This is a genomic window from Rhodococcus wratislaviensis (assembly GCF_041228765.1).
Taxonomy (GTDB): Bacteria; Actinomycetota; Actinomycetes; order Mycobacteriales; family Mycobacteriaceae; genus Rhodococcus_F; species Rhodococcus_F wratislaviensis.
In genome coordinates this window covers 2,836,281-2,862,378 of the sequence record NZ_CP150488.1, presented here as the reverse complement: position 1 = coordinate 2,862,378, position 26,098 = coordinate 2,836,281, and the positions used below count along the sequence as shown (strand labels likewise).

Genomic DNA, 26,098 nt, shown 5'->3' with positions numbered 1-26,098 from the left:
GATCCGGTGGTCAGGCCGCTCGCGATTCGCGGGCGCCGTGCCCGCCGGTGACCGCCGCGTAGTGGCCCAGCAGTTCGTCGCAGATCGCGGGCCACGTGCGGTGCAGTACCGACTGCCGGGCGGCCTCCCCGAAGCGGGCCCGCATGCGGCGGTCGCTCAGTGCCTCGACTGCGCTCGGCAACAGTTCGCCGAACCGGTCGACGGGAAGCAGGTAGCCGTTGCGGCAGTGCGCGACCAGATCGCGCGGTCCACCGGCATCCGGTCCGATCACCGGCACCCCACTGGACAGCGCCTCCTGCACCGCCTGGCAGAACGTCTCGTGCTCGCCCGGGTGGACGAAGACGTCCAGGCTCGCGTAGGCCTCGGCGAGCTCCATACCGCCGAGCTGGCCGGTGAACACCGCATCGGGCATCAGGCGGCGCAGACGGGCTCGCTCCGGGCCGTCGCCGACGATCACCAGCTGGACCCGCTGGTCGCCGGAGAGTGCGGCCAGCCGCTCCACGTGCTTCTCGGGCGCGAGCCTGCCCACGAATCCGACGACCAGCCGGTCCGAGCCGTCCAGCCAGGAGTCCCGCAGACCGGTGCTGCGTCGGGACGGCGCGAATCGAGCGGTCTCCACGCCGCGCGACCAGCGGTGGACCCGCGGAATCCTCTGCTCGGCGAGTGCCTCGACCGCCGACGTGGACGGCGCGAGGGTGCGGGTGCAGCCCCGGTGGATGCGACGCGTCCAGGCCCACGCCGCGCGGCTGGTGATGCCGAGGCCGTAGCTCTCGGCGAAACCCGCCACATCGGTCTGGTACACGGCCACCGTGGGGACGTCGAGCCGGTGCGCCGCGCCGAGCCCGCCGGCCCCGAGCAGGAAGGGCGACGCCAGGTGCACGACGTCGGGGTCGAACGCCCGCAGCGCGGCGGTGAGTCCGGGCTGCGGCAGACCCACCGGGAGCGAACTGACCTTCGGAACCATCACCGCGGGGACCCGGTGGACGGGCACACCGCCGTGTTCGGTCGGCGCGGACGTCTGCGATCCGACCGTGTCCGGGGCGACGACCATCGCCTGGTGTCCGGTGCGCTGGAGGTGGTCGAGGACCCGCAGCACCGAGTTGGTCACACCGTTCATGTTGGGAAGGAACGATTCCGCGACGATGGCTACTCTCACGCGTTCAGCGTGGCAGTGCTCGTGGTCACAGCAGCGAGATCGACGTGACCGTCGCGCGAAGTTCCGGGAAACTCAGGATGACACGGCCGGCTGGGCCTCCGCCGGGCTCTCCCGCCGCCGCAGGTACCAGATCACCGGTCCCGCGATCAGCCACGTCACGACGATCAGCGAACCGGCGGGGACGACGGCCACGCTGGCGTCGCGTCCGGACACCCGCACGAGGTCGGGTTCGCTGCGCGCGTACTCGACGTCGATGCGCTGCCCCACCGTGAGCTTCGTCGGGTACAGCACGCCGAGTTCAGGGTTGTGCGTCACCCCGTCGGGCGTGACGAAGCTGATGGCCGACCGCAGCGAGCCCGCCGACAGCACCTCCGCCGTGGCCACGCCCCGGTCGGATTGGATGGTGTGGTCGTTGCGCCAGGCGGCCAGCACGAGGAGCACGGCCAGGACCGAGATGCCGATCGCCGCCACCAGCACCCCGCGCCGGACGCGCCGCGTCACTCGCGCATTCACAGTTGTGCCCGCACCGCGGCGTGCAGTTCGCGCAGCCCGGAACGTTCGGTGGTCACCTCGAGCACCCGGATGCCGCGGTCGCCGGGCGCCTCCGGGGCGCTCAGCCGCGTCGACAGCTCACCCAGACCCACCAGGTGATGCTCCACCCGGTACGCGGCGCAGAGTGCGGCGAGATCCATCCCGTGCGGAGTACCGAAGACCCGCTCGAACACCCCGGCGTACTGCGGATCGCCCTGCTCGAGCAGTTCGAAGATGCCGCCACCGTCGTCGTTCGCGACCACGATCGTCAGGTCCCGGGGACGCGGTTCGCCCGAGCCGATGAGCAGCCCGGACGCGTCGTGCAGGAACGTGAGGTCGCCGAGCAGGGCCACCGTGCGCCCCTCCTCGTAGGCCAGCGCCGCCCCGACGGCCGCGGACACGGTGCCGTCGATGCCGGCGACACCCCGGTTGGACAGCACCCGGATCTTCGGCGCCGGATAGCTGACGAGCGCGGCGTCGCGCACGGGGTTGGACGCCCCGAGCAGCAACTGGTCGCCGTCGGTCAGGGCGTCCATGACGGCCGCCGCCACGTGCAGTCCCGTCGCCTTCGGGTGGGCGGCGAGTTGCGCGCGCACCGCCTTGTCGGTGTGTTCGGACAGCGTGCGGCACCGGTTGATCCAGGCCCGGTCGGGTTCACCGGACACGACCGCGCGGGTTCCGGTGGCCAGCACGTTGCCGGACACGTCGGGCCAGCGGGGGCCGGTGGTGAGCGCATAGACGGCCACCGCCGGATCGGCCAGAACCTTCGACACGGACCGGTGGAGTGTGGGGCGTCCAGTGATGACGGCCTGCCGCGGCTTGAGCTGCGGCAGCGCCATCGGATGCACCGGGATGCCGTGCAGAGGCGCGGTCGGCTCGGCGACCGTCGGAAGTCCGGCAAGTTCCGGCCGCAGCGCGGACCCGTGCCCGGAGACCACGATGGTGTCGGGGGTGAGGTCGAGGTCCATCGGCACGTCGAGCGTCGCGTGCTGGGTGGTGGTCCACGCCGCGCCACCCGGTCGTCCCTGCGGGACCGGGCCTTGCGCGTGGACGTCGGGAACGAGCGGTTCCCGGAGCGGGATGTCGAAGTGCACGGGACCGGCGTTGCCGGACCTCGTGCCGCGCGCGGCGGCGAGGACCCGGCACACGGCCGAACGCCACTGGCTGTTCTGCCCGGCGTCGTCCTCGGCCAGGCCCAGGCTGATGGTCGCGCGCACCTGGCTGCCGAACAGTCCGAGTTGCTCGATGGTCTGGTTGGCGCCCGTGCCGAGCATCTCGTACGGGCGGTTGGCGCTGAGCACCACGAGCGGCACCCGGGCGTAGTTCGCCTCGAGGACCGCGGGTCCGAGATTGGCGACCGCGGTGCCGGACGTCATGACGATCGGGACGGGGCGCTTGCCGGCCACGGCCAGGCCGAGCGCGAGGAATCCGGCGGTGCGTTCGTCGATGCGCATGTGCAGACGCAGCCGGCCCTCGAGATCGGCGGCCTGCAGGGCGAACGCCAGCGGCGCGTTGCGCGAACCCGGGCAGAGCACGACCTCGCGTACTCCCCCGCGGACCAGTTCGTCGACGACCGCGGTGGCTTGTGCAGTGGACGGGTTCACGACATCAAGAGTGTCAGATACTCCGGCAAGTCCGTCCGGCGACCTCGCCGGGTGAGTTCACGGCCACATCGCGGGCGCTGACACCATGAACGCATGCGCACTGTCTTCGATCCCGCCGAGCTTCCCCCGCACCGCATGTACCAGGTGCTGACCGCTTCGATCGTGCCCCGGCCGATCGCATGGGTGTCCACGGTCTCGGCGGACGGGGTGGCCAACCTGGCCCCGTACAGCTTCTTCTCGGTGTCCAGCACCCGCCCGCCGGTGGTGCAGTTCACCTCGGTCACCCGCAAGGACAGCCTCCGCAACATCGAGGCGACGGGAGAGTTCGTGATCAACCTGGCGACGGAGCCGCTGATGTCGACGGTCAACGCCAGTTCCGCCACGTACGACAGCAATGTCGACGAGTTCGCTGCGCTGGGCATCGACACCGAGCCCAGCGAGCGGGTTCGTCCCGTCCGGGTCGCGGGTTCGCCAGTCGCCATCGAATGCACCCTGCACCAGGTGATACCTGTCGGTGATTCGTTCGTGGTGATGGGCGACGTCGTCACGGTCGCGGTGCGGTCCGAGGCGCTCGCCGACGACGGACTCCCGGACTTCGCGGCTCTCGCCCCGCTCAGCCGCCTCGGCCGCAACGAGTGGGGCCTGCCGCCGAAGGTCGTGATGCTCGACCGCCCGCATCGCCCCGAATAACCGATCAATTGGTTAGGCTTACCTGACAAATCGCACCGCTATTCCTCGGGGGAGCACCCAACGCCATGGCTCAACGCAGCAAGTTCGTCAAACCTCAGAGTCGCCGGATCGCGTCCGCACGAGTCGTCGCCGGCAAGCAGATCAGCCCGAACTTCGTCCGCGTCACCATCGCGGGCGAGGAACTCGACTCCGTCGCCCCGATGGGGTTCGACCAGTGGTTCCGGATGTTCATCCCCCAACGGGGACAGAGCACGCTGCGGCTTCCGACCAGTGCGAGCAACCTCTGGTACGCCCAGTACAAGCTGATGTCCAAGGACACCCGGCCGGTCGTGCGCAACTACACGATCCGCGAGATCCGCGTGGCGGGGTCGGGAACGTTCGGCGACACCACCGAGATCGACATCGACTTCGCGTCGCACGGTGACCTCGGTCCCGCGTCGGCGTGGGCCAACTCGGCCGCCGCCGGTGACGAGGTGGCGATCCTCGACGAGGGCCTGATCTACAACCCGACGCCGGACGCCGAGTGGCAATTGCTGGTCGGTGACGAGAGCGCGCTTCCCGCAATCGTGGGGATCCTGCGTTCGGCACCGCGGGACCTGCGGGCCGAGGTGTTCGTCGAGATTCCCGATGCCGAAGACGCTCAGGAGGTTTCGGTGGGCGACGGCGTGAACGTGCACTGGCTGGTGCGCGAGGACGCCGATGCCCGTCCGGGAGTACTCGCGCTGAACACGGTGAAACAGGCGGAACTGCCTGCCGGGCCGTCCTACACGTTCATCGCAGGCGAGAGCGAACTGACGACGGCGTTGCGACGCCACCTCGTCAACGAGCGCCGCATCCCGAAGGCCGACATCTCGTTCACGGGGTACTGGCGCCACGGTCACGCTGCCAACTGACCGCAGGTGAGTGGCAAAGCGTGCCGGGGCACACTTTGCCACTCACCTGGGTTCTCAGTTGGCGTGCTTCTGAACGAGGGCGCCCAGACGCGGAAGTGCCTCGATCACATTCTTCTTCGCCGACGGACGCAGCGACGAGTACACCTTCTTGACAGCACCGCGGTCGCTGCCCTCGATGCGCTCGTCGGTCACCCCGAGGAGCGAGTCCGCGACCTCGTCGCCACGCGCGACCAGGTACTCGGAGAATCCGGCCTCACCACTGGCGGTGAAGGCCTGCCAGTACGGCTCGAGCTTGGTGACGAATGCCGGCAGCAGGCCCTCGATGGCGTCCGGCACGATCGACGGTCCCACCTTCTTGACGGCGCCGTATCCACCCTTGAGTGCCAGTCCCGAGGCCCCCGACTTGTCCGAAACCTCCGCGTCGATGAGAGCCTGGACGTCTGCGATGACCGCAGGAACGCGCGACTCGTCGAGCAGGGTTTCGTTCAGAGCTGCAACCACTTTCAATGCCTCCGTATTGACTGAGCGATCAGGTCCGGCCAGACACTATACGAAAAACCGGACTCCGCGTTGTTCGAGCAGGCCATGGCACCGGCGCGCCCGCTCGACCCACCAGCGTGAACGCTCCGCGGACGCGGCGAGCGCCGTGACGCGTTCGACGTCGGGTACCACCGCTTCGACGGTGAGCTCGCCGTCCACCGGTTCGCGGGGACGGGCCACGTCCGCCTCGAAGAGGCCCCCGGTGCCCAGACCGCACGCGAACTGCAATTCGGGGAGCGCGGCGGCAGCGGCGACACCAGCGGCGATGCCGACAGCGGTGTCCAAGGCGCTCGACACGACCACCGGCACACCGTACGAAGACAACTCGTCCGCGAGCGACAGCAGACGTCGCATCCCCCCGAGCGGGGCGACCTTCACGACGGCCACGTCGGCACCGCCGGCCCGCACGACCTTCAGCGGATCCTCGGCGCGCCGGATGCTCTCGTCGGCGGCCACCCGCACGTCGGGCATCCGCCTGCGGACCTCCACCAATTCGGGCACACTCGCGCACGGTTGCTCTACGTATTCGAGCGGACCGTCGACGGTCAGTGCCCGCAGTGCGGTCTCGGCCTCGTCGACCGACCATCCCCCGTTCGCGTCGACGCGCACGTTCGGAACGAGTGCGCGGACCGCCCGCACCCGCGCGACGTCGTCGTCGAGGGTCTGTCCACGTTCGGCCACTTTCACTTTCGCGGTCCGTGCGCCGGGGTAGCGCTCGAGGACCGCGGGCACCCGGGCGGCGTCGACGGCGGGGACGGTGGCGTTGATCGGCACCCGCTCCCGGAGCGCGGGTGGCGGCCCGAGCCACGCGTCCTCGATCGCCGACTGCAACCAGTGCGCCGCCTCGTCGTCCGCGTACTCGGGGAACGGCGCGAACTCGCCCCACCCCGCGGGACCGCGCAGCAGCAACGCTTCTCGCGTCGTGATGCCGCGGAACCGCACGCGCATGGGCAGACTCACCACGACGGCGTCGGCCAGGACCTCCTCCACGGAGGGCAGGGACGTCACGGGGTCAGGGCTGCCCGGGCAGCAACTGGAGCATGAGGGCCTCGCAGTCGGCGAGCAACGTGTCGTCCTGCATCAACCGGGCGGTGATGAACGTCTTGCGCCCCTCCACCCGGTCGACGCTGCCCTCGACGGTCAGATGCGTGTCGAGCGGTGTGATCGCGCGGTAGTTCACATGCAGGTAGGCGGTACGGCTGATGGGCCGCCCGTATGCGTGGACGATCATGCCCATCAAGTCATCGAACAGCAGGGGCAGTGTGCCGCCGTGCGCGGCGCCGTTGCCACCGAGGTGGTAGCGCCGGAACATGCCCGCGCTGCGCACCCCCTCGGGCCCGAACTTCTCGATGTTCCACGGCGGCATGAGGAGACTCCCCCGGCCCGGCAATTCGATGGTGCGGCCCGCAGGCGACCGCCCCTCGGGAACGACGTGTGGGCCGAGCAGTTCGGCCAGCTTCTCCACCTGGTCCGCGGCCTGCGTGAGCACGTCGTCCGGGGCGTCGACCGACACCGCGAGGTCCTGCAACGTGCGCATTCCCTCGACGAACCGCGCCCAGTCCGGACCGGGTGTCACCGGCTCGTATTTGGGGAACCCGCCGTGGTGCTCGTACTCGTCGTCGCCCTTGCCGTCGAGACGGGTGACGTCGGCAGCCTGTTCGCTCATACCTGCACGGTAAACCCGGGCAAAGTCCTGCGCGCGCGGACACCCGCCAACGCCACCCGATAACCTCGGAGCCGTGACTTTCAACCCGCAGCACTGGCGACCGGTTCCCGGTTTCGAGAACCTGACCGACATCACCTACCACCGGCATGTCACCCAGGGAATCGTCCGGGTGGCGTTCGACCGTCCCGAAGTGCGCAACGCCTTCCGACCGCACACCGTCGACGAGTTGTACCAGGCGCTCGACCACGCCCGGATGACGTCCGACGTGGGCGCCGTGCTGCTCACCGGCAACGGTCCGAGCCCCAAGGACGAGGGCTGGGCGTTCTGCTCCGGCGGCGACCAGCGCATCCGCGGCCGCAGCGGATACCAGTACGCGGAAGGCGAAACCGCGGACACCGTCGACAAGGCCCGCGCCGGACGCCTCCACATCCTCGAGGTCCAGCGGCTGATCCGGTTCATGCCGAAGGTCGTCATCTGCCTCGTCAACGGCTGGGCCGCGGGCGGCGGTCACAGCCTGCACGTGGTCTGCGACCTGACGCTCGCCAGCCGTGAACACGCCCGCTTCAAGCAGACCGACGCCGACGTCGGCAGTTTCGACGGCGGGTACGGCAGTGCCTACCTCGCCAAGATGGTCGGCCAGAAGTTCGCCCGCGAGATCTTCTTCCTCGGTGAGACGTACACCGCGGAGGAGATGCACCGGATGGGCGCCGTCAACAAGGTCGTCGACCACGCCGAACTCGAGGACGTCGCAATCGACTGGGCCACCAAGATCAACGGCAAGTCCCCGCAGGCCCAGCGCATGCTCAAGTACGCGTTCAACTTGCAGGACGACGGTCTCGTCGGGCAGCAGCTGTTCGCAGGCGAGGCCACCCGCATGGCGTACATGACGGACGAAGCCGTGGAGGGCCGCGATTCCTTCCTCGAGAAGCGCGAACCCGATTGGAAGCCGTACCCCTGGTATTTCTGAGCCTTCCCTACGTGTACTCGACCGCCATGCGGTCGATGGTGCCGTTGAACGGGAACGGCGCCCGGTCGTAGTAGTCCAGCGACACCGGGGAACCGAGGCAGGTGCCGACGTCGAGACAGTCGTTGGCTGTGAACAGCAACGGCACGCTCACCGGCACCTGCCCCTCCCCGACGACGGTGCCGTCGGCACAGAGCTTCACGTTCAGCGGTCCACCGGGCCGCGCCTCGACGAACTCCGTCACGACCTGCACGGTGCGGGTGCCCGGCGGGATCGGCACGGTCGCACGAATCTTGGTGCGCATCAGGATGAACAGGTTGTACTCGTAACAGAGGTAGCCGTCGTCGACGAAGCACGTGAGTCCGCCGGCATTGCTTCCCAGTGCGTAGAGCACGCCGCTCGGATTCTCCGGCGCGGAGAGGTCGAGGGTGACCCGGTTGTTCTTGTTGCCCAGCGCGGGAGCACAGAACTCGGGCATGCGGATCGTGTCGCCGGAGAACTCCCAGCTCGTGTACGGCGTCGTGATCCGCTGCTCGGGATGCAATGCGATGACCCACAGCCCGCCGCCGATGGGAAGCGCATTGTTCTTCGCGGCCTCGATCACGAACAGTTCCCGCAGTTGCGCCAGCTTGTGCGGATGCTGCTCGGCGAGATCCCGGTTCTGGGTCCAGTCCTCGTCCAGGTTGTAGAGCTCCCACACGTCGTCGTCCGGGCTCCAGTCGCGGATGCCACCGGGCACACCGGCCGCCCAGGGTGCGCGCGGCCCGAACGCGGACGCCATCCAGCCGTCGTGGTAGATCGCCCGGCTGCCCATGATCTCGAAGTACTGGGTGAGCTTTCCCCCGGCCGCGCCGCGTTCGACGAGCGTCTGCGCGAAGCTGGCGCCGTCCACCGGGTCCTGCGGAACACCGTTCACCGTCCGCGGCGGGGTGATCCCGACGATGTCGTACAGCGTCGGCACCACGTCGTTGCAGTGCAGGAAATGCGTGCGGGGTGCCGGGTCCGGTGCCACCTTCGCCGGCCACCGGACGACCATCGGGTTGCGGGTGCCACCGAGATGGGAGGCCAGCAGCTTCATCCCCTTGTACGGTGCGCTGCCCGCCCACGCCCAGCCCGCGTGATACATGTTGTCGGTCTTCGGCGACCCCAGGACGTCGAGGCCACCGAGTTGTTCGAGTGCCGCGATGTGCTGCGCCGGTGTCGTCGGAATGCCGTTCTGCGCCAACAGTTCACTGATCGTGCCGTTCTGGCCCTCACCGGACGAGCCGTTGTCGCCCCAGATGTACAGGATCAGGGTGTCGTCCCGGTACCCGAGACGGTCCAGCTCGTCGAACAGCCTGCCCACCTGGACGTCACAGTGCTCCGCGTACCCGGCCGCCACCTCCATCAGCCGGCGCTGGAACGGTTTCTCGTCCTCGGGAATGTCGTCCCACGCGGCCATCGTCGGGTCGCGGTCGGTCAACTCGGCTTCGGGCGGGATCCAGCCCTTCTCCTTCGCCCTCGCGAAGACCCGCTCCCGGTAGGCATCCCATCCGTCGTCGAACTTCCCGGCGTACTTGTCGGCCCACGGCTTCATGATGTGGTGCGGTCCGTGCAGACAGCCGCTTGCCCAGTACATGAAGAACGGCTTGTCGGCATCGAATGCCTTGTGCCTGCGCAGCCAGCCGATGGCGTCGTCCGCGAGATCCTCACTGAGGTGGTAACCCTGCTCCGGTGTCTTCGGGGGCAGCACCACCGTCGTGTTCCGCACCAGGTTCGGTTCGTACTGCGACGCCTCGCCGGCGAGGAAGCCGTAGAAGTACTCGAACCCGAGACCTGTCGGCCAGTTGTCGAACGGACCGGCGGCGGTGGTCTCCTCGGCCGGTGTGTTGTGCCATTTCCCGAATGCGGCAGTGCTGTACCCGTACTGGCGCAGCACCTCCGGCCCCGTCGCACTCGACCGGGGGATGTGGCCGGAGTAGCCGTCCCAGTCGTTGGCCAGCTCGGCGATCTGCCCGTTCCCGACGCGATGGTGGTTGCGGCCGGTCAACAGCGACGCCCGGGTCGGCGAACACATTGCGGTCGTATGGAATCGGTTGTAGCCGACACCGTCCTGCAACATCGCATCGAGCGTCGGGGTGTTCACCTCACCGCCGAGACCGCTCGGCAGGCCCGGCCCGGCGTCGTCGATGAGAACGATCAGAATGTTCGGGGCGTCGTCGTGGAGCCGCCGCTCCTTCGGATGGGGGCTGTACACCGACTCCTGCATGGTCCGGCCGGCGATGCTTCCCGACGGCGTCGGCGGGAACGGTAACGATTCGCCACCCGGAATCGGCACGCCTGTCACGCTCGAACTCATGGCCCAGTCCCCTCGTCGTCCGACGCTGCCTGTCCAGTCCAGCACCGGCCGGTCGCGCGCGAGTAGACCCTCGGGGGGTGAAATCCGCGAGCGGATTCGTCGCCTCGGCAGGAGAGGGCGCGCGGCGACCCCGATTCGGGCACACTGACCCACATGAGCATCGACCGCGAGCTCCCCGCACCGGAACATCGTCGTCCGCCCGGAGTCAGTGACGACACCGTCGCCGCGCTCGGGAAGTTGTCCGAGGCCCTCGAAACGGTCGAGCGTGCCCGCGGGCACCTCTACTCGTTCCATCAGCTGATCGGACACGCCGATCTTCAGCTCGGTGAAGCCGTCGACGCGCTGCGGGACGCGGGACACGCGGCCGTCGCGGACCGGGTGCAGTCCGAGCTGGTGGGGCGCAACGTCGTCGAGGGCCGGTGGACGTTCCAGCTCGTCGAGGAGTTCGACGACCACTACTGGTCGCCGCTGCGCGAGCACGAACGTGGCGCTCGTCACGAACTCGCCGACGGACGGCGGCACCTGTTCGAGGCGGAGATGAAGGAAGATCGACGCACACACGGCCGGACGGGACACGAAGCCCGGCCCGGCGAAGGAGGGTGACGGGTGGAGATCCTCAGCAGCAGGACGATTCTACGGCCGCGCGACTACACGACGACGCTGAGCTTCTACCGCGACATCCTCGGTCTCGCCACTGCCCGCGAATACCCCGGGGGCACGGTGTTCTTCGCCGGTCAGGGCCTGATCGAGGTTGCCGCGCACGGTGGAACCGGTGAGTCGTCCTCCTTCGACGGCGCCCTGTGGCTGCAGGTTCGCGATCTCACCGCGGTCCAGACCGAGCTGGTTCTCGCCGGGGTGAAGATCGACCGCGAGGCCCGGCAGGAACCGTGGGGACTGTACGAGATGTGGATCGCGGACCCCGACGGAATCCCGATCGTTCTGGTGCAGATCCCGGAGGATCACCCCATCCGCCGCGACTCCCGTCCGAAGGGTGAGAACTGACCGGAGGCCATACGCAGGAGTGATCCTGTGCACCGGACGTCAGCTGTACTTTTTCGGTTGAAATCCGCACAATCTGGGTGTGACCGCAGAGCTCGTAGTTCTCCTGGTGGTGGTCGTCACCGCCCTCGCTTTCGATTTCACAAACGGCTTTCACGACACCGGCAATGCAATGGCCACCTCGATCGCGACGGGAGCTCTGCGCCCCAAGGCCGCTGTCGCGCTCTCCGCATCGTTGAATCTGGTCGGCGCGTTCCTGTCCGTGGAGGTGGCGGCGACAGTCGCCAAGGGCGTGGTGAACCTGGGCGAAGTGGGGGGCGAGGATCTGCTGCTCATCGTGTTCGCGGGCCTGGTCGGCGGCATCATCTGGAATCTGGCGACGTGGCTGCTCGGCCTGCCGTCGAGCTCTTCCCACGCACTGTTCGGCGGACTGATCGGTGCGGCCATCGCGTCCATCGGCATGAGCGGTGTGGAGTGGGGCGGCGTGCTCAGCAAGGTCGTCGTTCCCGCCGTCCTCGCCCCTGTGGTCGCAGCACTGGTCGCCACTGCGGGCACCAAGCTGGTCTACCGGATCACCTCGGGCGTGCCGGAGGACACCAAGGAGCACGGGTTCCGCATCGGTCAGATCGGTTCCGCGTCCCTGGTGTCGCTGGCCCACGGAACCAACGACGCCCAGAAGACGATGGGCGTGATCTTCCTCGCACTGGTCGCGCACGGATCCCTGTCCGCCGACGACGAGATGCCGTTCTGGGTGAAGCTCAGTTGTGCGATCGCCATCGCGCTCGGCACCTACCTCGGCGGCTGGCGCATCATCCGCACACTCGGCAAGGGACTCGTCGAGATCGCCGCTCCCCAGGGCATGGCCGCGGAGTCTTCCTCCGCCGCCATCATCCTGACGTCCAGCCACCTGGGACTGCCGCTGTCCACCACACACGTCGCGACCGGCTCCATCCTCGGCACCGGGCTCGGACGCAAGGGCGCCGAGGTCCGCTGGGGCATCGCCGGACGTATGGCCGTCGCGTGGCTGGTCACGCTGCCGTCCGCGGCGATCGTCGGAGCCGTGTGCTGGGTCATCGCCCACATGATCGGTGGTCTGCCCGGTGTTCTCGTCGTGTTCGCCGCCCTGATCGTGCTCGCCGGGTTCATGTACCTGCGCTCCCGCCTGCAGCCGGTGACGTCCGGCAACGTCAACGCCGAGTGGGAGTCGGACGACGCCCACGTTCCCGCCGAACCCGCAGAGCCGGGCGTGGCCGAGACCGCGGACTCCGCCGGTCCCGCCACGAACCGCTGAGGGGGCGCGCCATGACATTGCTGACCACCACCATCCACTCGCTCTGGCAGGTCATCCTCGTCGGTCTGCTGTTCGGTGCCGGCCTCCCCGCGATCTTCGCGCTCGGACTCCGTTCTCTCGGCGGCGCGGACACCGGTGAGGGAGTCTCGCAGCCGACCGTCGCAGGCCGGATCGGCGCCTGGGCCTGCTTCGCCGTGGTGCTGATCGCGATCATCACTGGGATACTGCTATTGATGCAGGGCTTCCTGGCCAGCAGCTTCGGTATCCACATCTTCTGAGCGGCGACCACGAGTCCCGTTCCATCGACGAAAGAAGCCGAACGCGTGCCCAAGAATTCACTTCGCTCCGTGCTCGACTGGCTACGCGCCGGGTACCCCGAGGGAATCCCGGCGAAGGACCATTTCGCGTTGCTGGCCGTGCTGCGTCGCCGTCTCACCGACGAGGAAATCGAACAGGTCGTCGCGCTGTCCATCGAGACGGCCCACGAGACACCCGAACGCCACGTCGACTACGACAACATCCGCCGCCTCATCAGCGAGATCACCCACGAGGAACCGTCCGAGGAGGACGTCGCCCGGGTGACGGAGAACCTCGAGGCCGGAGGGTGGCCGGTCGGACCCGACGCCGAATGCGGCGACGATTCCGGCGACACGGAAGAAACCCGCGACGCAGGCTAACCATGAGCCTTCCACCGTTTCTCTCCTCCATCATCGGCTGGCTGCGAGCCGGCTACCCGAACGGCGTGCCCGAGCAGGACTACATTCCGCTGTTCGCGCTGCTCACCCGCCGTCTGTCGGAAGACGAGGTGGACGCCGTCGCCGACGCCCTCGTCGAGGAGGGCGATCTGCCCATCGAGAAGACCGACATCCAGGTACTCATCACCAAGGTCACCGACGAGTTGCCGTTGGAGTCGGACGTCGACCGGGTGCGCAGCAACCTCGCAGCGGGCGGTTGGCCGCTCGCCGGGCCTGCACAGTGAGCGAACTGCAGGTCCTGCCCGTCCCGTCGGGTGCCGGGGTTCTCGGCATCCTGCCGCAGCTGTCGGCGATCCTCGACGGCACCGCCCCGGCCGCGCTCCCCGTCCCCGCCGCGGACGAGCGGGAGACCCGGCGACTGACGGATGCGCTGCGCCCCGGGGATCCGATCGACGACGGCGTCGCCCTCGTGGTCGCGACGTCGGGCACGACCGGAGTGCCGAAGGGGGCCATGCTGTCCGCGGCCGCTCTCCGCGCCAGCGGTGAGGCGACACACGCGCGGCTCGGCGGTCCGGGCTCCTGGCTGCTGACTCTTCCCGCCCACCACATCGCGGGCATGCAGGTGCTGCTGCGCAGCGTCCTCGCGGGCACCGAGCCGGTGGTGATCGACGTGACCGACGGCTTCGACCCCGGTGCGCTGCCTGCCGCACTCGCGTCGATGAACGGCCCCCGCCGCTACACCTCGCTCGTTCCGACCCAGCTGGTCAAGGCCCTCGACCACCCCGACGCCGTGGCGTCGCTGGCCGCACTCGACGCCGTCCTCCTCGGCGGAGCCGCGACCCCCGCCCCGGTCCTGCGGCGCGCCGTCGACGCCGGCATCACCGTCGTCCGTACGTATGGAATGAGCGAGACGTGCGGTGGATGCGTGTACGACGGGGTGCCCCTCGACGGCGCCCGGATGCGGATCGACGGTGACGGCCGCGTCCTCCTCGGCGGGCACATGCTCGCGTCCGGTTACCGCGGACTCCCCGACCACCCGGCGTTCGCCGAACCAGGCTGGTTCCGCACCGACGACGCCGGCGCCGTCACCGACGGCGTCCTCAGCATCTCCGGCAGGCTCGACGAGGCCATCTCCACCGGCGGTCTCACCGTCGTCCCGCAGGTGGTCGAGGCGGCCCTCGTCACGCACCCCGCGGTCCGGGAATGCGCGGTGATCGGCCTCCCCGACGAGCGACTGGGGCGCCGTGTCACCGCCGTCGTCGTCGCCGAGCCCGGCACCGAACCGACACTCGCCGAACTCCGCTCCGTCGTCGAACGCACCCTCGACCCCACCGCCGCCCCACGCGAACTGCACCTCGTCGACGCCCTCCCCCTCAGAGGTCCGGGGAAGATCGACCGGCGCGCGCTGGAATCGCGGTTCGGCTAGCGGGTCGCCGATCTGCGTAGACATTGGCCAGATGCGCCCGCAATTTCCGCGCGTCTGGCCAGAATCCACGCGGATGCTGTTATCCACAAGCCGACCTCTATCCACAGGCTCCGCGAAAGCCCAGGTGAGCGAACCGATCACCACCGCGGGGGTGGGGCACGATGTCGCCATGAGCGACGACGTGATCTTTCGACGCAGAGCCTTGGCCGACGGTTTCACCGACTCCGAGATCCGGCATGCACGCGATTCCGGACGTCTCGTGCGAATCGCGGCGGGTGCGTACGTTTCCGACGAGCACTTCGCCGCACTCGATGCGCCTGCGCTACACCGGGCCCGCATTGCGGCGGCCCTGCAGTCGCGACCACCCGGCGTCGTGGTGAGCCACACCTCTGCGGCACTGCTGCACGGCATGGACCTCGGCGACCTGCCATTGGAACGGGTGCATCTGACGAGGAGCCAGGCCTCCGGCGGTGGCCGAACCACGGGAGTCCACGTCCACGCCACGCCGTTGGACGCGTCCGACGTCGTCACCCTGGGCGGGCTGGCGGTCACCTCCCCCGCCCGGACAGTGGTCGACACCGCACGCATCTCGACGTTCGACCAAGCCGTCGTCGTCGGCGATTCGGCGCTGCACCGTCGACTCGTCACGCTCGACGAGATTCTGGACGAGGTCGGCAGGGCAGGACCTCGCAAAGGTATCGCGACAGCGCGGCGGGCAGCGAGCTTCCTGGACGGTCGCAGCGAGAGCCCTGGGGAGTCGCTGAGCCGCATCCAGATCCGTCGGCACAACCTGCCGTCTCCCGAACTCCAGCACGTGCTCCACGACGGCACCGGTGACTTCCTTGGCCGAGTCGATTTCTTCTGGAAAGAATTCGGCGTGGTCGGGGAGTTCGATGGCCTGGGGAAATACGGCGTCGACGGTGGCCAGGCGGCAGTAGCGGTCCACCGCGAGAAGCTCCGAGAGGACGCGATCCGCGACGCCGGGTACGAGGTCGTCCGGTGGACGTGGCGGGACCTGTTCGACTTCGCTGCCGTCAAGGCGCGCTTCGGCAGGGCTTGCGCGCGTGCCGAGCACCGGCGCTGACGGACGTTTGCCGTGACATTCGCCGGATTCCGGCGCAATTGCCCCTGATTCCGACCAATGTCTGTGAATCCGCAGGACAGCAGCGTCCGCAAGCCCGTGCAAGAGGCGTGCAAGCCCGCTGCAAGGGGTGGGCTGCATCGTCTACGGCATGAACCTCACTGCAACTCCCCCAGCCATCGAGGCCGACGGGCTCGTGAAGCTCTTCGGCCGTCAGCGTGCCGTCGACGGCGTGAGCCTGTCCGTTCCGACCGGGTCGGTGTACGGAGTGCTCGGCCCGAACGGCGCCGGCAAGACCACGACGGTGCGGATGCTTGCGACGCTGTTGCGTCCGGACGGCGGCGAGGCCCGCATCTTCGGCCACGACGTGGTGCGCGAACCGAACGCGGTTCGCTCGCTGGTCGGTGTCACGGGCCAGTACGCGTCCGTCGACGAGGACCTGTCGGCGGTCGAGAATCTGGTGATCTTCGCCCGGTTGCTGGGCCTGAGCCGGGGTGACGCCCGCCGCAAGTGCACGGAACTGCTCGAGGAGTTCGACCTCACCGAGGCGGCGACGAAGCCGCTGAAGAATTTCTCGGGCGGCATGCGACGACGTCTGGACCTGGCGGCCAGCCTGATCGCCCATCCCCCGCTGCTGTTCCTCGACGAGCCGACGACGGGTCTGGACCCTCGGACGCGCGCCCAGATGTGGGACACGATCCGCAGGCTGGTCGCGGACGGGTCGACGGTGCTGCTCACCACGCAGTACCTCGACGAGGCGGATCAGCTGGCCGATCGGATCGCCGTCATCGACCGCGGAAAGGTGATCGCGGACGGCACCGCCGACGAGCTGAAGGCGTCCGTGGGCGTCTCCTCTCTGCAGTTGACCCTGGTCGATCGCGGGCAGACCGACGATGCGCGTTCGGTGATCGCCCACACCCTCGGTGTGGAGGTGGCGATCACCCCGGAGATCGGCCGCCTCACCGCGCCGATGACCGATCCGTCGCTCACCGTGGAACTGCTGATCCGACTGCGCGACCACGGGATCGCCGTCGACGAGATCACCGTCCAGAAGCCGAGTCTCGACGAGGTCTTCCTCACCATCACCGGCCACGGCGCAGACGCCACCGAGGCCGACACCGAACGGAGCGTCGCATGACCACCACCCTCGAATCCCGCACTCACGCGGGCCCCCAACCGATTCCGGAGGCCCGGAACCGGATCAGCCTCGAGCAGTCCGTCGCGAACACGCTGACCATGGCGTACCGGGGACTGCTCAAGATCAAGCACAACCCGGAGCAACTGTTCGACGTCGTCGTCCAGCCGATCATCTTCACGTTGATGTTCACGTACATCTTCGGTGGCGCCATCTCCGGCGACGTGGCGTCGTATCTGCCGATCATCATCCCGGGCATCCTGGTCCAGACGGTGATCACCACCTCGATCGTGACGGGCACCCAGTTGCGGGAAGACATGGACAAGGGCGTCTTCGACCGCTTCAAGTCCCTGCCGATCGCCCGGATCGCGCCGCTGTCCGGTGCACTCCTCGCCGACGTCGTGCGGTACGGCATCGCCACGACCATCACGTTCGCCGTCGGTATCGCGATGGGTTACCGGCCAGGCGGCGGTGTCGTCGGGGTGGTGTCGGCAGGCGCGCTCGTCATCGTCTGCGCGTTCTCGATCAGCTGGATCTTCGCCCTGATGGGCGTCCTCATGAGCAAAGCGTCCTCGGTGCAGGGCATTTCGATGCTCATCCTGTTCCCGCTGACGTTCATGTCCAACGCGTTCGTGCCCGCCGACACGATGCCGGGCTGGATGCAGGCGTTCGTGAACGTCAACCCTGTGTCGCACGTCGTGACCGCGGTGCGGGAACTGGTCAACGACGGCCACTTCGGTGTCCATGTCGTGTGGTCGCTGCTCGGCGCCGCCGTGATCGTCGCGATCATGGCTCCGCTGACGGTGCGGACGTACATGCGTAAGGCCTGACACCCGAAGAACGAAGCGAGCCGGTGGACGCGGGGTCCACCGGCTCGCTTCGCCTATTTCTCCAGTTCGGGGGCGTCCGCCTGCAATTCCCCCACCTCGGTCTTGAGGATCCGCATGGAGCGGCCCAGGCCGCGGGCGGCGTCCGGGAGTTTCTTCGACCCGAACAGCACCACGAGCACCACCGCGATGATCGCCCAGTGGCTCGGGCTCAGCGCCCCCACTACTGGGGCTCCTCACCGTCGGGGTACACGGCGTCCACCTCGACCTCGACGAGCCAGCCCGCGGCGGGCAGGCTTGCGACCTCGAGCGCGAACCGGCTGGGACGCGCGGAGTTCCGTTCCATCGGGGCGGCCGGTTCCGCGGTGCCGAGGGGGACCAGTTCGGTGTCGCCGGTGTCGAGGTTGGTGTTCGCGAAGAACTGCCGGTAGGCGCGGTTCCAGCCGGCGTAGTCGGCGCGGTCGGTGCCGGGGGCGTTGTCGAGGAACACCCGCATGGTCACGACGTCCTCGAGTGTCAGGCCCTGTGCCTCGAGATTGTCGCGAATCCGCTTCAGCGCGTTGATGCCCTGCGCTTCGGTGATCGTGACTCCGGCCGGGAGTGCGCCGCCCGCGAACACGTCGGTGTCGATGTACGACTCGGGGGTGCCTTCGGGTGCGGCCTTGTTGGACGCGCCCGGGCCGATGCCACTCGACTTGTAGACGGCGGTGCCGCCACCGATCGCGACACCCTGCGCGATCATCGGATTCGCTTCCCCGGCTTCGAGAACGGACTTCGAGACGAAGGTGCTGCCGGGCGCCTCCGCTGCCGCCTCGTCGGAGGAGCACGACGTCGCCCCGGCGATCAGAGCGGATGCGGCGAGCGCGGCGGTCATGGCCTTGGTACGAAAAGACTTCACTGTTCGGGCTCCTTGTTCTTCGGGTGTGTCAGGCTTCCTGGGCCACGCGCTCGTGGATGTGAGTGACGACGTCGCGGGCGGACGTCAGGGCGCCGTGCTGCCAGGCGATGGCGTTGGACAGGTGGTCGCCGGCGAAGTAGATCTTGTCGACGGGTTCGAGGAGCTTCTCGTACTCGGGAGTGGCCGCCCCACCGTGCGAGCCGCCGCTGCCCGCCCAGTTCGCCCAGGCACTCTCGGAGTATTTGGTGCGACGCCAGCTACCCGAGAACGACGACGAGATGTCGCGGGTGTACTTCTCGCCGTGGATCTCCGAGCCCTCCGCGATCGCCTTGGCGAGCCGCTGGCGGTGGGTGAGGGACTCGAACGCCTCCTGCCGCTTGCCGCTGCTGTAGTAGGCGACGACCACGCCCCGATCGGAGTTGTAGTGGTCGTACGGGAACATGATCTGCGAGATATCCCTGTCGGTGTTGGATGCGCCGCCGTAGATGCGGTCCTCCGTCTCCCACCACCGGCGCGAGTACTCGATGCCGAGCTTCCCGGACGACGACGGCTTGGCCCCCTTCAGCGCGGTGAGCACGTCGGCGGGCAGATTGTGCTGCAGTCGCCCGACGAGGTGCGGCGGGATCGTGCAGATCGCGTAGTCGGCGGTGATCGACTTCTTCGAGCCGCCTGCGGTGTACTCGACGGTGACGCCCTCGGACACGTTCTTCATCGACGTGACCTCGGCGCCGAAGACGATGTTGTCGGTGCCGATCCTGTCCTGGAACGCGTAGTAGATCCGGTCCATGCCGCCGACCGGGGTGAACATCATCATCGCCTGGTCGTAACCGAAGTCGAAACTGAAGTTTCGGCCGATGCCGCTGCGGATCACTTCCTGCATCGCGAACGGCTTCTTCTCGGTGCCGAAGTTCAGGCCGGCCCCGGGCTCGGAATCGTAACCGCGACGCGAGGATCCCAGGTAGCGGCCGTCGTCGGACAGGTCACCGAAGTCGCTGAGGAACTCCGACAGCGCGTCCTTGTCCTCCCGGGTCAGCACCTGGTCCAGGGCGCCCTGATCGGTGGCCTTCTTCAGCAGTTCCGACATGTAGCCGAACGTGTCGGCCTTCGCGGCCCGGTAGGTGACGGACTGGCCGGACAGCGACGTGTCGCTCGCGTAGTTCACGAACGTGTTCGCGTTCTGGTTCCCGAAGCCCTGGATCTCGACGCCGAGTTCGCGGCAGTAGTCGAGCGTGATGTGGCTCTGCGGGATGCGGGTGGCGCCGACGTTGTAGAAGTGGCCCTCCGAGAAGGTGCACTTCTGCGTCTCACCGTTCAGGTCCGTCTCCTCGGTGCCGGCCCGGGCGGTCCAGACTCGGCCACCGGGCCGGGTGCGGGCCTCGAGGACCGTCACCTTGTACCCGGCCTTCTGCAGTTCGAACGCCGAACACAGACCGGCTGGGCCGCCGCCGAGCACGACCACGGAGTGGCTGCCCTTCACCTTGCCGATCAGGTCTCCGGCCGCGAGTGGCTGGAAGGCGCGGGCGGGCGCGGCGGTCGACGGTGCGAGCCCGAGCGTCGACATCGCACCGTACGCGAGTCCTGCGCCTCCGGTGGCCCCGAGGCCCTTCATGAAAGATCTACGTGTGAATGCCAATTCGCGCTCCCATTCTTGCGCCCGGCGACCCGGGTAACTTGTCCGGATTCATCCTGGGAGGGACGCGAGTCGGGAAGTTGTCGGCGGCGAAACAGTCTGAGGCCGGCGAGCGAGAACGGGCGCGTGCCGTTCTCACTCCCGAGTCGGAGTTCGACCCGAAACCGAAACTTTTCGGCAACACGACCCGGCTAGTTTCACGCGCATGTCAGCCCTTTCCGACGCCATCGCGCGTTCGTTCGCCACCGGCGAGCCCGAACGTCAGGCCCTGTCGCCGTTGCGCGCGCTGGGCCGGCGGCAGTTGTCGGGCTTCGAGGTTCTCGCCCAGTCGGTGGCCACGACGGCTCCGGCGGTGTCGATGGTGGTCCTGCCCGTCACCATGTTCACCCACCAGATGCTGCTGAGCGGTCTGATCACGATCGTCGTCGCGACGGTGGTGGTCTCCCTGATCGCGGTGTGCGTCTCGCAGTTCACGCGACGTATGGCGGCCGCGGGCGGGCTCTACAGTTTCGTGTTCCAGGGCCTCGGCACGCGTGCCGCGCTGACCGCCGGGGTCGCCATGCTGACCAAGTACGTGGGCAGTGCGGTGATGACGCTGTACCACGGTGGCCAGGCCGTGATCGCGACGCTCGGCTTCTTCGGGCTGGAATTGCGCGAACCCGCCGAACGTCTCCTCGTGTACGCCGGGATCGCGATCGTGATCCTCGGCTGCCTGGTCCGCGGAGTGCGGTTCGCGGCCCTCGCCATCCTCGCCGTCGAATCGTGCTCGTTGCTGTTCATCGTCGGTCTGATGATCGTGACCGGCGCCGGCGGCCAGCACGCCGCGGTGCCACCGTCCGATTCCGCGTACGGGCCGCTGCTCATGACGCTGGCCGCGGTGTTCGCCCTTGCCGGCTTCGAGAGCGCCACGTTCTTCGGGCCGGAGGCCAAGCGCCCGCTCGCCACCGTCACCCGCACCGTGATGCTCACGCCGATGATCTGCGGCGCTCTGTTCATCTTCTCGGCGTGGGCCGCCTGGTCCGGTCGCACGGACACCCTGGTCAACGCGTACCTGCACGGCACCTCCACCGGGGTCGACCCGGCCGTGGTGATCGCCCTGAACCTCGGGTTGGGCACGTCGTGGCTGGCGTCGGCGATGGCGTCGTCGAATGCCGCGTCGCGCCTGCTGTATTCGATGGGGATCGAACGAGTCGTGCCGTATCTGTTCGCCCGGGTGCACCGCAGCTACCGCACCCCGTACGCGGCGCTGGCGGTCATCGTGTGCGCCGTGTGCGCCGGTGCCGCGACGTTCGGCATCGTCGGCAAGTCGACCGGATTCGGTCACGTGCAGTTGATCGCCAGGACCGCGGTGGTCGCGGCGTACGTGCTGGTGGCCGTGGCGTCGGTGCGGTTCCTCAGCCGGATCGGGGAGCACACCCCGCTCGTACTGGTGGCGGGAGTCGCGGGCAGCGCCGCCGGCGGAATCGTTTTGGCCTACATGCTGTTCGTGAACATGGCCCACGGCTTCGCGATGGTCCCCACCGTGGTGCTGACCCTGTTGCTGTCGGGTTCGGCGTGGCAGCTGTACCTGCGATGGCGCCACCCGGCGAGCCTGCGGTCGATGGGTGTGTTCGACACCGCGGAAACGGACGACGTGCTGCCGGGAGCCGGGGTGTTCGCCACGGACGCCGCCGGAAACCTCGCGTTGACGGCGGCTGGACGTACATCCGGGTCCCGGTGATGGGCGCCCGAGCCGGGGAGATCGCGGGCCACGAACCACGCGCCGTGCAGAAGGCACTCGCTTTACTCGAGGCCGTGGCTCAACTCGGGTCCGGGGCGACCGCGCGAGACATCGCCGCGCACGCGGGGATCCCCCAGGCCACGGCGTACCGGCTGCTCAATCTCCTGACCGCCGACGGCTATCTGGTGCGGATCGCCGATCTGTCCGGGTTCGCGCTGGGCCGCAGGACAAGGCAGCTCGCGGGGGCGGATGCGGCGCCGGACCCGGTCGACCACCACGCCGTGCTCGAGGAACTGCGCGAGCAGGTCCGGTTCGGGATCCACCTGGCGTCGTTCGCGGGCGGCCGGGTGCGACTGATCGACCGGGACCCCGACCACGAACTCAGCGGCGAGAACACCATCGCCGCGCAGCTGCACGCGTCCGCCATCGGCAAGATCCTCCTCGCGTCCCGTCCGGACCTCGTGCCGCCGATTCTGCGCCAAGTCACGTCGCGGACCATCACCGACATCGCCGCGCTGCAGGGCGAACTCGACGCCGTCCGTCACGCGGGCTCGGCCCGAGAGGTCGACGAGGTGCGGGTGGGCCGCAGCGCCGTCGCCGTCCCGGTGCACGATGCGCAGAACGCGGTGGTCGGTTGTCTTGCGGCGATCGGCAAGACCGGACGCCTGGCGGTCGACGATCCGGAACTCACCGACCTTCTGCGCTCGTGCGCGGCCCGGGTGAGCGGCCGGGTCCCCGCCTGAGGCCGACGCTCACCTCGAACTGGCGAGCAGGTCCAGGATTTCGGCGCGCACCGCGCGGCGCGACCAGTTGCCGAACCGTTTCTGCGCCGACTCCCAGTGGTCCTCGCCCACCCGGTCGAGCGCGAACGCGACGTGCCCGGGGTGTCGCAGCGAGGCGATGTCCTGCCGGGCGCGCGCTTTCACCGACAACGCCAGCAGGGCGAGGCCCCGCTCCTGATCGCCGTGCGCGAGCTCGAAGCACCCCACACCGGCCGCGACGGCCCCGGTGACCGGCAGATCCTGATAGGCACCCTGCCCCAGCCTCGACAGCGCTGCCTCCGCGAGCTTCGGCACGAACTCCACCATCATCTCGGACCGGCCGTGCAGCACGTGAGCGCACACCACCGACGCCGCCAGCATCATTCCGAACGGATCGGCGTACGGCTCGGACAGCATCCGGGGATACACCATGTCCAGCGCCTCACGGTAGCGGGCGAGCCCGCGTTCGACGTCGCCGTCCGCGAGATCGATTTCCGCGAGACTGCCGGTGGCGGCGGCCCGCCATTCGTCCGGCTGGTGGTCGTCCGTCCCGGTGCCCGCACCGCGATGCTCGAGTACCGTCTCGGCCAGCACTTTCCGGCCGGCATCCACGTCACCGTCGGCGATCAGCGCGGAGGCCTGGAAGCTCCACAGCTGATCCGCCTCCTCCTGCGCACCCAGCTTCCGCATGCCCTCGACGGCATCCTGATAGTGCCGCACCGCGTCCCGGTACTCGCCGGACTGGCTCTGCAGTGAGCCGAGGAACTGCGACGCCATCGCTGTGCCCCACACGTCACCGATCGCCCCGCACAGTTCGGACACGGTCGCGGCATCCTTCATCGCGCCGCGGAAGTCGCCGAGGTTCTCCCGCATGCTGGCCCGCGCGGAGAGGGCGGCCGCGCGGGTCTCCGGATCCTCCGAGCGCACGCCTTCCGCGACGATCCTGGCCAGGCGCCGTCCCGAACCCAGCGACAGGATGAGCCGGACCGCGAACCCGGTGACCGACGGAAGGTCGGGGCGTTCCCGGAGCAGGTGACGCAGCCGGATCCGCGCACGGGCGAGCGTGCGTGTCTGGCCACCGAAGACCAGGTGCATCGCCGCGAGCAGGAACGTGTACGCCACCAGTTCCGAACCGACGTCCGTCAGGTCCGCGTCCGCCGTCGACCCGAGAATCCGCGGGGTCCAGTTCATCACCTCCGAGTGCGCGCCCCGAATGGCCCACAGGCCGCCCAGCACCGGGAACACGGTCGCCACCGTCTCGGCGTCGTCGCGCTCGACCGCCCACCGGAGGACCGCGAGCAGGTTGTCGTGGTCGGCGTCGATGTCGTCCGCGAGCGCGACCTGGTCGGCGCGGCACCGGCGGAGCGCCTCGGACGCGAACCGACTTGCCCAGACCCCTTGGCGAGCAAACACTTCCGATCCCTCGCCGGCCGCCGCGAGCTGTTCCTCGCCGTATTCGCGCACCGTCTCGAGCATGTAGTAGCGCAGCGTGTCCGAAGTCTCCGACACGGACAGCAGGGATTGGTTGACGAGACCCTCGACAGCGTCCACGACGTCGTCGACGCCGTCCCACTCCGCGATCGTCCGGGCGGCGTCGAGGGTGAACCCCGCCGGGAACCGGCAGAGTCTGCGCAGCGCGATCTGCTGTTGCTCGCCCAGAAGCTGCCAGCTCCAGTCGATGACGGCGTGCAGCGTGCGGTGCCGCTCGGGCGATGTCGGGTCGTGCGACCGCAGCAGCGCGAACCGGTGCTCGAGCCGTCGGCCGATGTCCTCGACGCTCATGCTGCGTACCCGGGCGGCGGCCAGTTCGATCGCGAGCGGGAGACCGTCGAGGGTGCGGCAGACGCTGCGTACCGTCTCCGGGTCGAGGCGCGCGGTGGGCCGCACGGCGCGGGCCCGCGCCGTGAACAGTCGGACGGCGGGCGCGTCGTCGTCGTCGATCGCGAGCGGCGGCAGCGGGTACACGGCCTCGGACGCGAGCATGAGAGGTGACCGGCTGGTGGCGAGGACGGTCAGCTGGTCGCCTGCGGCCACCAGGTCGGCCACGACCTCGGAGCAGGCGCCGATGACGTGCTCACAGTTGTCGAGGATCAGGAGCATCGGCCCTGCCGACAACGCTTCCCGGAGCCGTTCCCGCGCCGAATGGACGCGGCTGACGGTGAGCCGGCCCGGCGCGATGTCGACCTCGCTGAGCCCGAGCGTGCTGCTGATCGCCGCCACGACGTCCTCACTGCTGCGCAGCGACGCGAGTTCCACCAGAGCCACGGATGTCCCTGCGGCGGCGCGCGCACCCAGTTCGTGTGCGATTCGCGTCTTGCCGGCACCGCCGGGCCCGAGGACGGTTACCACCCGCGAGGACGTGAGCAACCTCTCGATCTCCGTGATGTCCGAGTCGCGTCCCAGGAGGGCGTTGGGTGCCGCGCGGAGCCCGATCGCCGCCCGATCCGGCGACGCGAGGTGCCGAGCCGCTACCCCGTCGGAACGTCCGCCCCGCAGGATCTCGGTGTGCAGGGCGACGAGCGCCTGCGACGGATCGGCCCCCAGCCGGGACACCATCCGCTTGCGGAAGGTCGCGAACACGTCCAGCGCCTCGTTGTCCCGCCCGAGCCCGGCGAGAGCCCGCATCAGGTGCGCGTGCGCTTGCTCGTCCAGAGGTTCGGCGGCGACGTGGGCCAGCGCCTTCGGGAGGGCGGCGTCCCAGTCTTCGACCGCAACCAGCGCCGCCAGTTCCGCGGCCTCGAGCTTCCCCCGGATCACTGCGGCATCGGCGGCGAGTTCCGTTGCGGCGGCACCGCCGGGAAGGTCGGCACCGGGGTCGCCGCGCCACAGCGCGAGGGCGTCGCGGATCTCGTCCGGCCCGACGCTGCGACCGTTCCCCCGGCCCCTCAGCCGGCGTGCCACGTCCTCCGCGCGCGTCAGATCGACGGCATCCCTGGGTACCGCCAGCCGGTAACCGGCCGGGCCGATCTCCAGCGCCCCGTCCGGCAACGCCGCGCGCAGGCGGGAGACCTGCGTGTGCAGCGCGTTCATCGGGGACCGCGGGGGATCCTCGCCCCACACCTCGTCGATGAGGGCCTGCGCCGACCGGCTCCGGCCGGGATCGCGGGCGAGAGCAACCAGCAGGCTGCGCGCGCGGGTGCCGGGCAGCGGTGCGAGCACGCCCGACCGCCACGTCGATACCTCACCCAGCAAGGCGACCTGGATCGGTGTGCTTGCGGGTGCCACCCTCTCGTCCACGCTCATGTGCTGGTCC

The 26,098-nt window shown here is 69.0% G+C and carries 26 protein-coding genes; 15 read left to right on the top strand and 11 right to left on the bottom strand.

Features of this window, described 5'->3' with window-relative positions; all coding sequences use genetic code 11:
- Positions 1 to 10: 10 nt before the first annotated feature.
- The 3 genes from WKC72_RS12990 to menD form a co-directional block, all read right to left on the bottom strand.
- Positions 11 to 1,156, bottom strand: a complete 1,146-nt coding sequence (locus WKC72_RS12990; protein WP_218027725.1) for a glycosyltransferase family 1 protein — start codon at positions 1,154 to 1,156, stop codon at positions 11 to 13.
- A 72-nt stretch (positions 1,157 to 1,228) separates the two neighbouring features.
- Entirely contained in the window at positions 1,229 to 1,669 is a 441-nt protein-coding gene (locus tag WKC72_RS12985) for a DUF3592 domain-containing protein (RefSeq protein WP_112301795.1), read from the bottom strand.
- Positions 1,666 to 3,291, bottom strand: coding sequence for a 2-succinyl-5-enolpyruvyl-6-hydroxy-3-cyclohexene-1-carboxylic-acid synthase (gene menD / locus WKC72_RS12980; protein WP_037233479.1), 1,626 nt, complete (start codon positions 3,289 to 3,291; stop codon positions 1,666 to 1,668). Before menD ends, WKC72_RS12985 begins: the two co-directional genes overlap by 4 nt.
- Before the next feature lie 93 nt (positions 3,292 to 3,384).
- Here menD and WKC72_RS12975 point away from each other — a divergent pair, with 93 nt between their 5' ends.
- Both WKC72_RS12975 and WKC72_RS12970 read left to right on the top strand, forming a co-directional pair.
- A complete protein-coding gene (locus WKC72_RS12975; RefSeq protein ID WP_370182842.1) occupies positions 3,385 to 3,981 on the top strand; it encodes a flavin reductase family protein in 597 nt (198 codons plus the stop codon).
- 65 nt (positions 3,982 to 4,046) lie between these two features.
- On the top strand, positions 4,047 to 4,874 hold the full coding sequence (locus tag WKC72_RS12970) for a siderophore-interacting protein (RefSeq protein WP_037233473.1): 828 nt from the start codon (positions 4,047 to 4,049) through the stop codon (positions 4,872 to 4,874).
- A gap of 54 nt (positions 4,875 to 4,928) precedes the next feature.
- On the opposite strand, the gene WKC72_RS12965 is transcribed toward WKC72_RS12970, so the two are convergent.
- The 3 genes from WKC72_RS12965 to WKC72_RS12955 are packed head-to-tail and all read right to left on the bottom strand — an operon-like array spanning position 4,929 to position 7,080.
- Entirely contained in the window at positions 4,929 to 5,375 is a 447-nt protein-coding gene (locus tag WKC72_RS12965) for a hypothetical protein (protein ID WP_005258295.1), read from the bottom strand.
- 45 nt (positions 5,376 to 5,420) lie between these two features.
- Positions 5,421 to 6,422 carry an o-succinylbenzoate synthase gene (locus WKC72_RS12960; protein WP_128641578.1) on the bottom strand — a complete coding sequence of 334 codons (1,002 nt, stop codon included), beginning with the start codon at positions 6,420 to 6,422 and terminating at the stop codon, positions 5,421 to 5,423.
- A gap of 4 nt (positions 6,423 to 6,426) precedes the next feature.
- Positions 6,427 to 7,080 (bottom strand): PaaI family thioesterase, encoded by a 654-nt coding sequence (locus tag WKC72_RS12955; protein WP_037233467.1) that lies wholly within the window; start codon positions 7,078 to 7,080, stop codon positions 6,427 to 6,429.
- Between the two features lie 73 nt (positions 7,081 to 7,153).
- Between WKC72_RS12955 and WKC72_RS12950 the strand changes: the two genes are divergently transcribed.
- Positions 7,154 to 8,047 (top strand): 1,4-dihydroxy-2-naphthoyl-CoA synthase, encoded by an 894-nt coding sequence (locus tag WKC72_RS12950; RefSeq protein WP_037233464.1) that lies wholly within the window; start codon positions 7,154 to 7,156, stop codon positions 8,045 to 8,047.
- A 7-nt stretch (positions 8,048 to 8,054) separates the two neighbouring features.
- Here the strand turns inward: WKC72_RS12950 and WKC72_RS12945 are convergent, their stop codons facing one another.
- Positions 8,055 to 10,382: an arylsulfatase gene (locus WKC72_RS12945; RefSeq protein ID WP_370182839.1), complete on the bottom strand. Its 2,328-nt coding sequence runs from the start codon at positions 10,380 to 10,382 to the stop codon at positions 8,055 to 8,057.
- A 153-nt stretch (positions 10,383 to 10,535) separates the two neighbouring features.
- Here WKC72_RS12945 and WKC72_RS12940 point away from each other — a divergent pair, with 153 nt between their 5' ends.
- The 10 genes from WKC72_RS12940 (at position 10,536) to WKC72_RS12895 (ending at position 17,839) form a co-directional block, all read left to right on the top strand.
- Positions 10,536 to 10,985, top strand: a complete 450-nt coding sequence (locus WKC72_RS12940; RefSeq protein ID WP_037233459.1) for a hypothetical protein — start codon at positions 10,536 to 10,538, stop codon at positions 10,983 to 10,985.
- Between the two features lie 3 nt (positions 10,986 to 10,988).
- On the top strand, positions 10,989 to 11,384 hold the full coding sequence (locus WKC72_RS12935) for a VOC family protein (RefSeq protein WP_037233456.1): 396 nt from the start codon (positions 10,989 to 10,991) through the stop codon (positions 11,382 to 11,384).
- A gap of 79 nt (positions 11,385 to 11,463) precedes the next feature.
- Complete coding sequence (locus tag WKC72_RS12930) at positions 11,464 to 12,672, top strand: inorganic phosphate transporter (RefSeq protein ID WP_037233454.1); 1,209 nt, start codon at positions 11,464 to 11,466, stop codon at positions 12,670 to 12,672.
- An 11-nt stretch (positions 12,673 to 12,683) separates the two neighbouring features.
- Positions 12,684 to 12,950, top strand: a complete 267-nt coding sequence (locus tag WKC72_RS12925; protein WP_037233452.1) for a hypothetical protein — start codon at positions 12,684 to 12,686, stop codon at positions 12,948 to 12,950.
- A gap of 45 nt (positions 12,951 to 12,995) precedes the next feature.
- Positions 12,996 to 13,349 carry a DUF3349 domain-containing protein gene (locus tag WKC72_RS12920; protein WP_037233450.1) on the top strand — a complete coding sequence of 118 codons (354 nt, stop codon included), beginning with the start codon at positions 12,996 to 12,998 and terminating at the stop codon, positions 13,347 to 13,349.
- Positions 13,350 to 13,351: 2 nt separating this feature from the next.
- Positions 13,352 to 13,651: a DUF3349 domain-containing protein gene (locus WKC72_RS12915; RefSeq protein ID WP_005252058.1), complete on the top strand. Its 300-nt coding sequence runs from the start codon at positions 13,352 to 13,354 to the stop codon at positions 13,649 to 13,651.
- The gene (gene menE, locus WKC72_RS12910) at positions 13,648 to 14,793 is read left to right on the top strand and encodes an o-succinylbenzoate--CoA ligase (RefSeq protein ID WP_370182837.1); all 1,146 of its coding nucleotides are present in this window, start codon (positions 13,648 to 13,650) and stop codon (positions 14,791 to 14,793) included. The genes WKC72_RS12915 and menE overlap by 4 nt, the downstream gene beginning before the upstream one ends.
- A gap of 169 nt (positions 14,794 to 14,962) precedes the next feature.
- On the top strand, positions 14,963 to 15,877 hold the full coding sequence (locus WKC72_RS12905; protein ID WP_112301914.1) for a hypothetical protein: 915 nt from the start codon (positions 14,963 to 14,965) through the stop codon (positions 15,875 to 15,877).
- A gap of 148 nt (positions 15,878 to 16,025) precedes the next feature.
- The gene (locus WKC72_RS12900) at positions 16,026 to 17,012 is read left to right on the top strand and encodes a daunorubicin resistance protein DrrA family ABC transporter ATP-binding protein (RefSeq protein WP_005252054.1); all 987 of its coding nucleotides are present in this window, start codon (positions 16,026 to 16,028) and stop codon (positions 17,010 to 17,012) included.
- On the top strand, positions 17,009 to 17,839 hold the full coding sequence (locus WKC72_RS12895) for an ABC transporter permease (protein ID WP_009474694.1): 831 nt from the start codon (positions 17,009 to 17,011) through the stop codon (positions 17,837 to 17,839). The genes WKC72_RS12900 and WKC72_RS12895 overlap by 4 nt, the downstream gene beginning before the upstream one ends.
- Positions 17,840 to 17,892: 53 nt before the next feature.
- Here WKC72_RS12895 and tatA read toward each other — a convergent pair whose 3' ends face one another.
- From tatA to WKC72_RS12880, 3 genes are read right to left on the bottom strand one after another with little or no spacing between them, the layout of a single operon-like run.
- A complete protein-coding gene (gene tatA, locus WKC72_RS12890; RefSeq protein WP_005252050.1) occupies positions 17,893 to 18,060 on the bottom strand; it encodes a Sec-independent protein translocase subunit TatA in 168 nt (55 codons plus the stop codon).
- On the bottom strand, positions 18,060 to 18,734 hold the full coding sequence (locus WKC72_RS12885) for a Rid family hydrolase (RefSeq protein ID WP_128641574.1): 675 nt from the start codon (positions 18,732 to 18,734) through the stop codon (positions 18,060 to 18,062). The genes tatA and WKC72_RS12885 overlap by 1 nt, the downstream gene beginning before the upstream one ends.
- Before the next feature lie 28 nt (positions 18,735 to 18,762).
- Complete coding sequence (locus WKC72_RS12880; protein ID WP_370182835.1) at positions 18,763 to 20,343, bottom strand: flavin monoamine oxidase family protein; 1,581 nt, start codon at positions 20,341 to 20,343, stop codon at positions 18,763 to 18,765.
- Positions 20,344 to 20,569: 226 nt separating this feature from the next.
- Here WKC72_RS12880 and WKC72_RS12875 point away from each other — a divergent pair, with 226 nt between their 5' ends.
- The gene (locus WKC72_RS12875) at positions 20,570 to 22,084 is read left to right on the top strand and encodes an APC family permease (protein ID WP_370182833.1); all 1,515 of its coding nucleotides are present in this window, start codon (positions 20,570 to 20,572) and stop codon (positions 22,082 to 22,084) included.
- Positions 22,084 to 22,827 carry an IclR family transcriptional regulator gene (locus WKC72_RS12870; RefSeq protein ID WP_370182831.1) on the top strand — a complete coding sequence of 248 codons (744 nt, stop codon included), beginning with the start codon at positions 22,084 to 22,086 and terminating at the stop codon, positions 22,825 to 22,827. The genes WKC72_RS12875 and WKC72_RS12870 overlap by 1 nt, the downstream gene beginning before the upstream one ends.
- 9 nt (positions 22,828 to 22,836) lie before the next feature.
- On the opposite strand, the gene WKC72_RS12865 is transcribed toward WKC72_RS12870, so the two are convergent.
- The gene (locus WKC72_RS12865) at positions 22,837 to 26,088 is read right to left on the bottom strand and encodes a BTAD domain-containing putative transcriptional regulator (RefSeq protein ID WP_370182830.1); all 3,252 of its coding nucleotides are present in this window, start codon (positions 26,086 to 26,088) and stop codon (positions 22,837 to 22,839) included.
- Positions 26,089 to 26,098 lie beyond the last annotated feature (10 nt).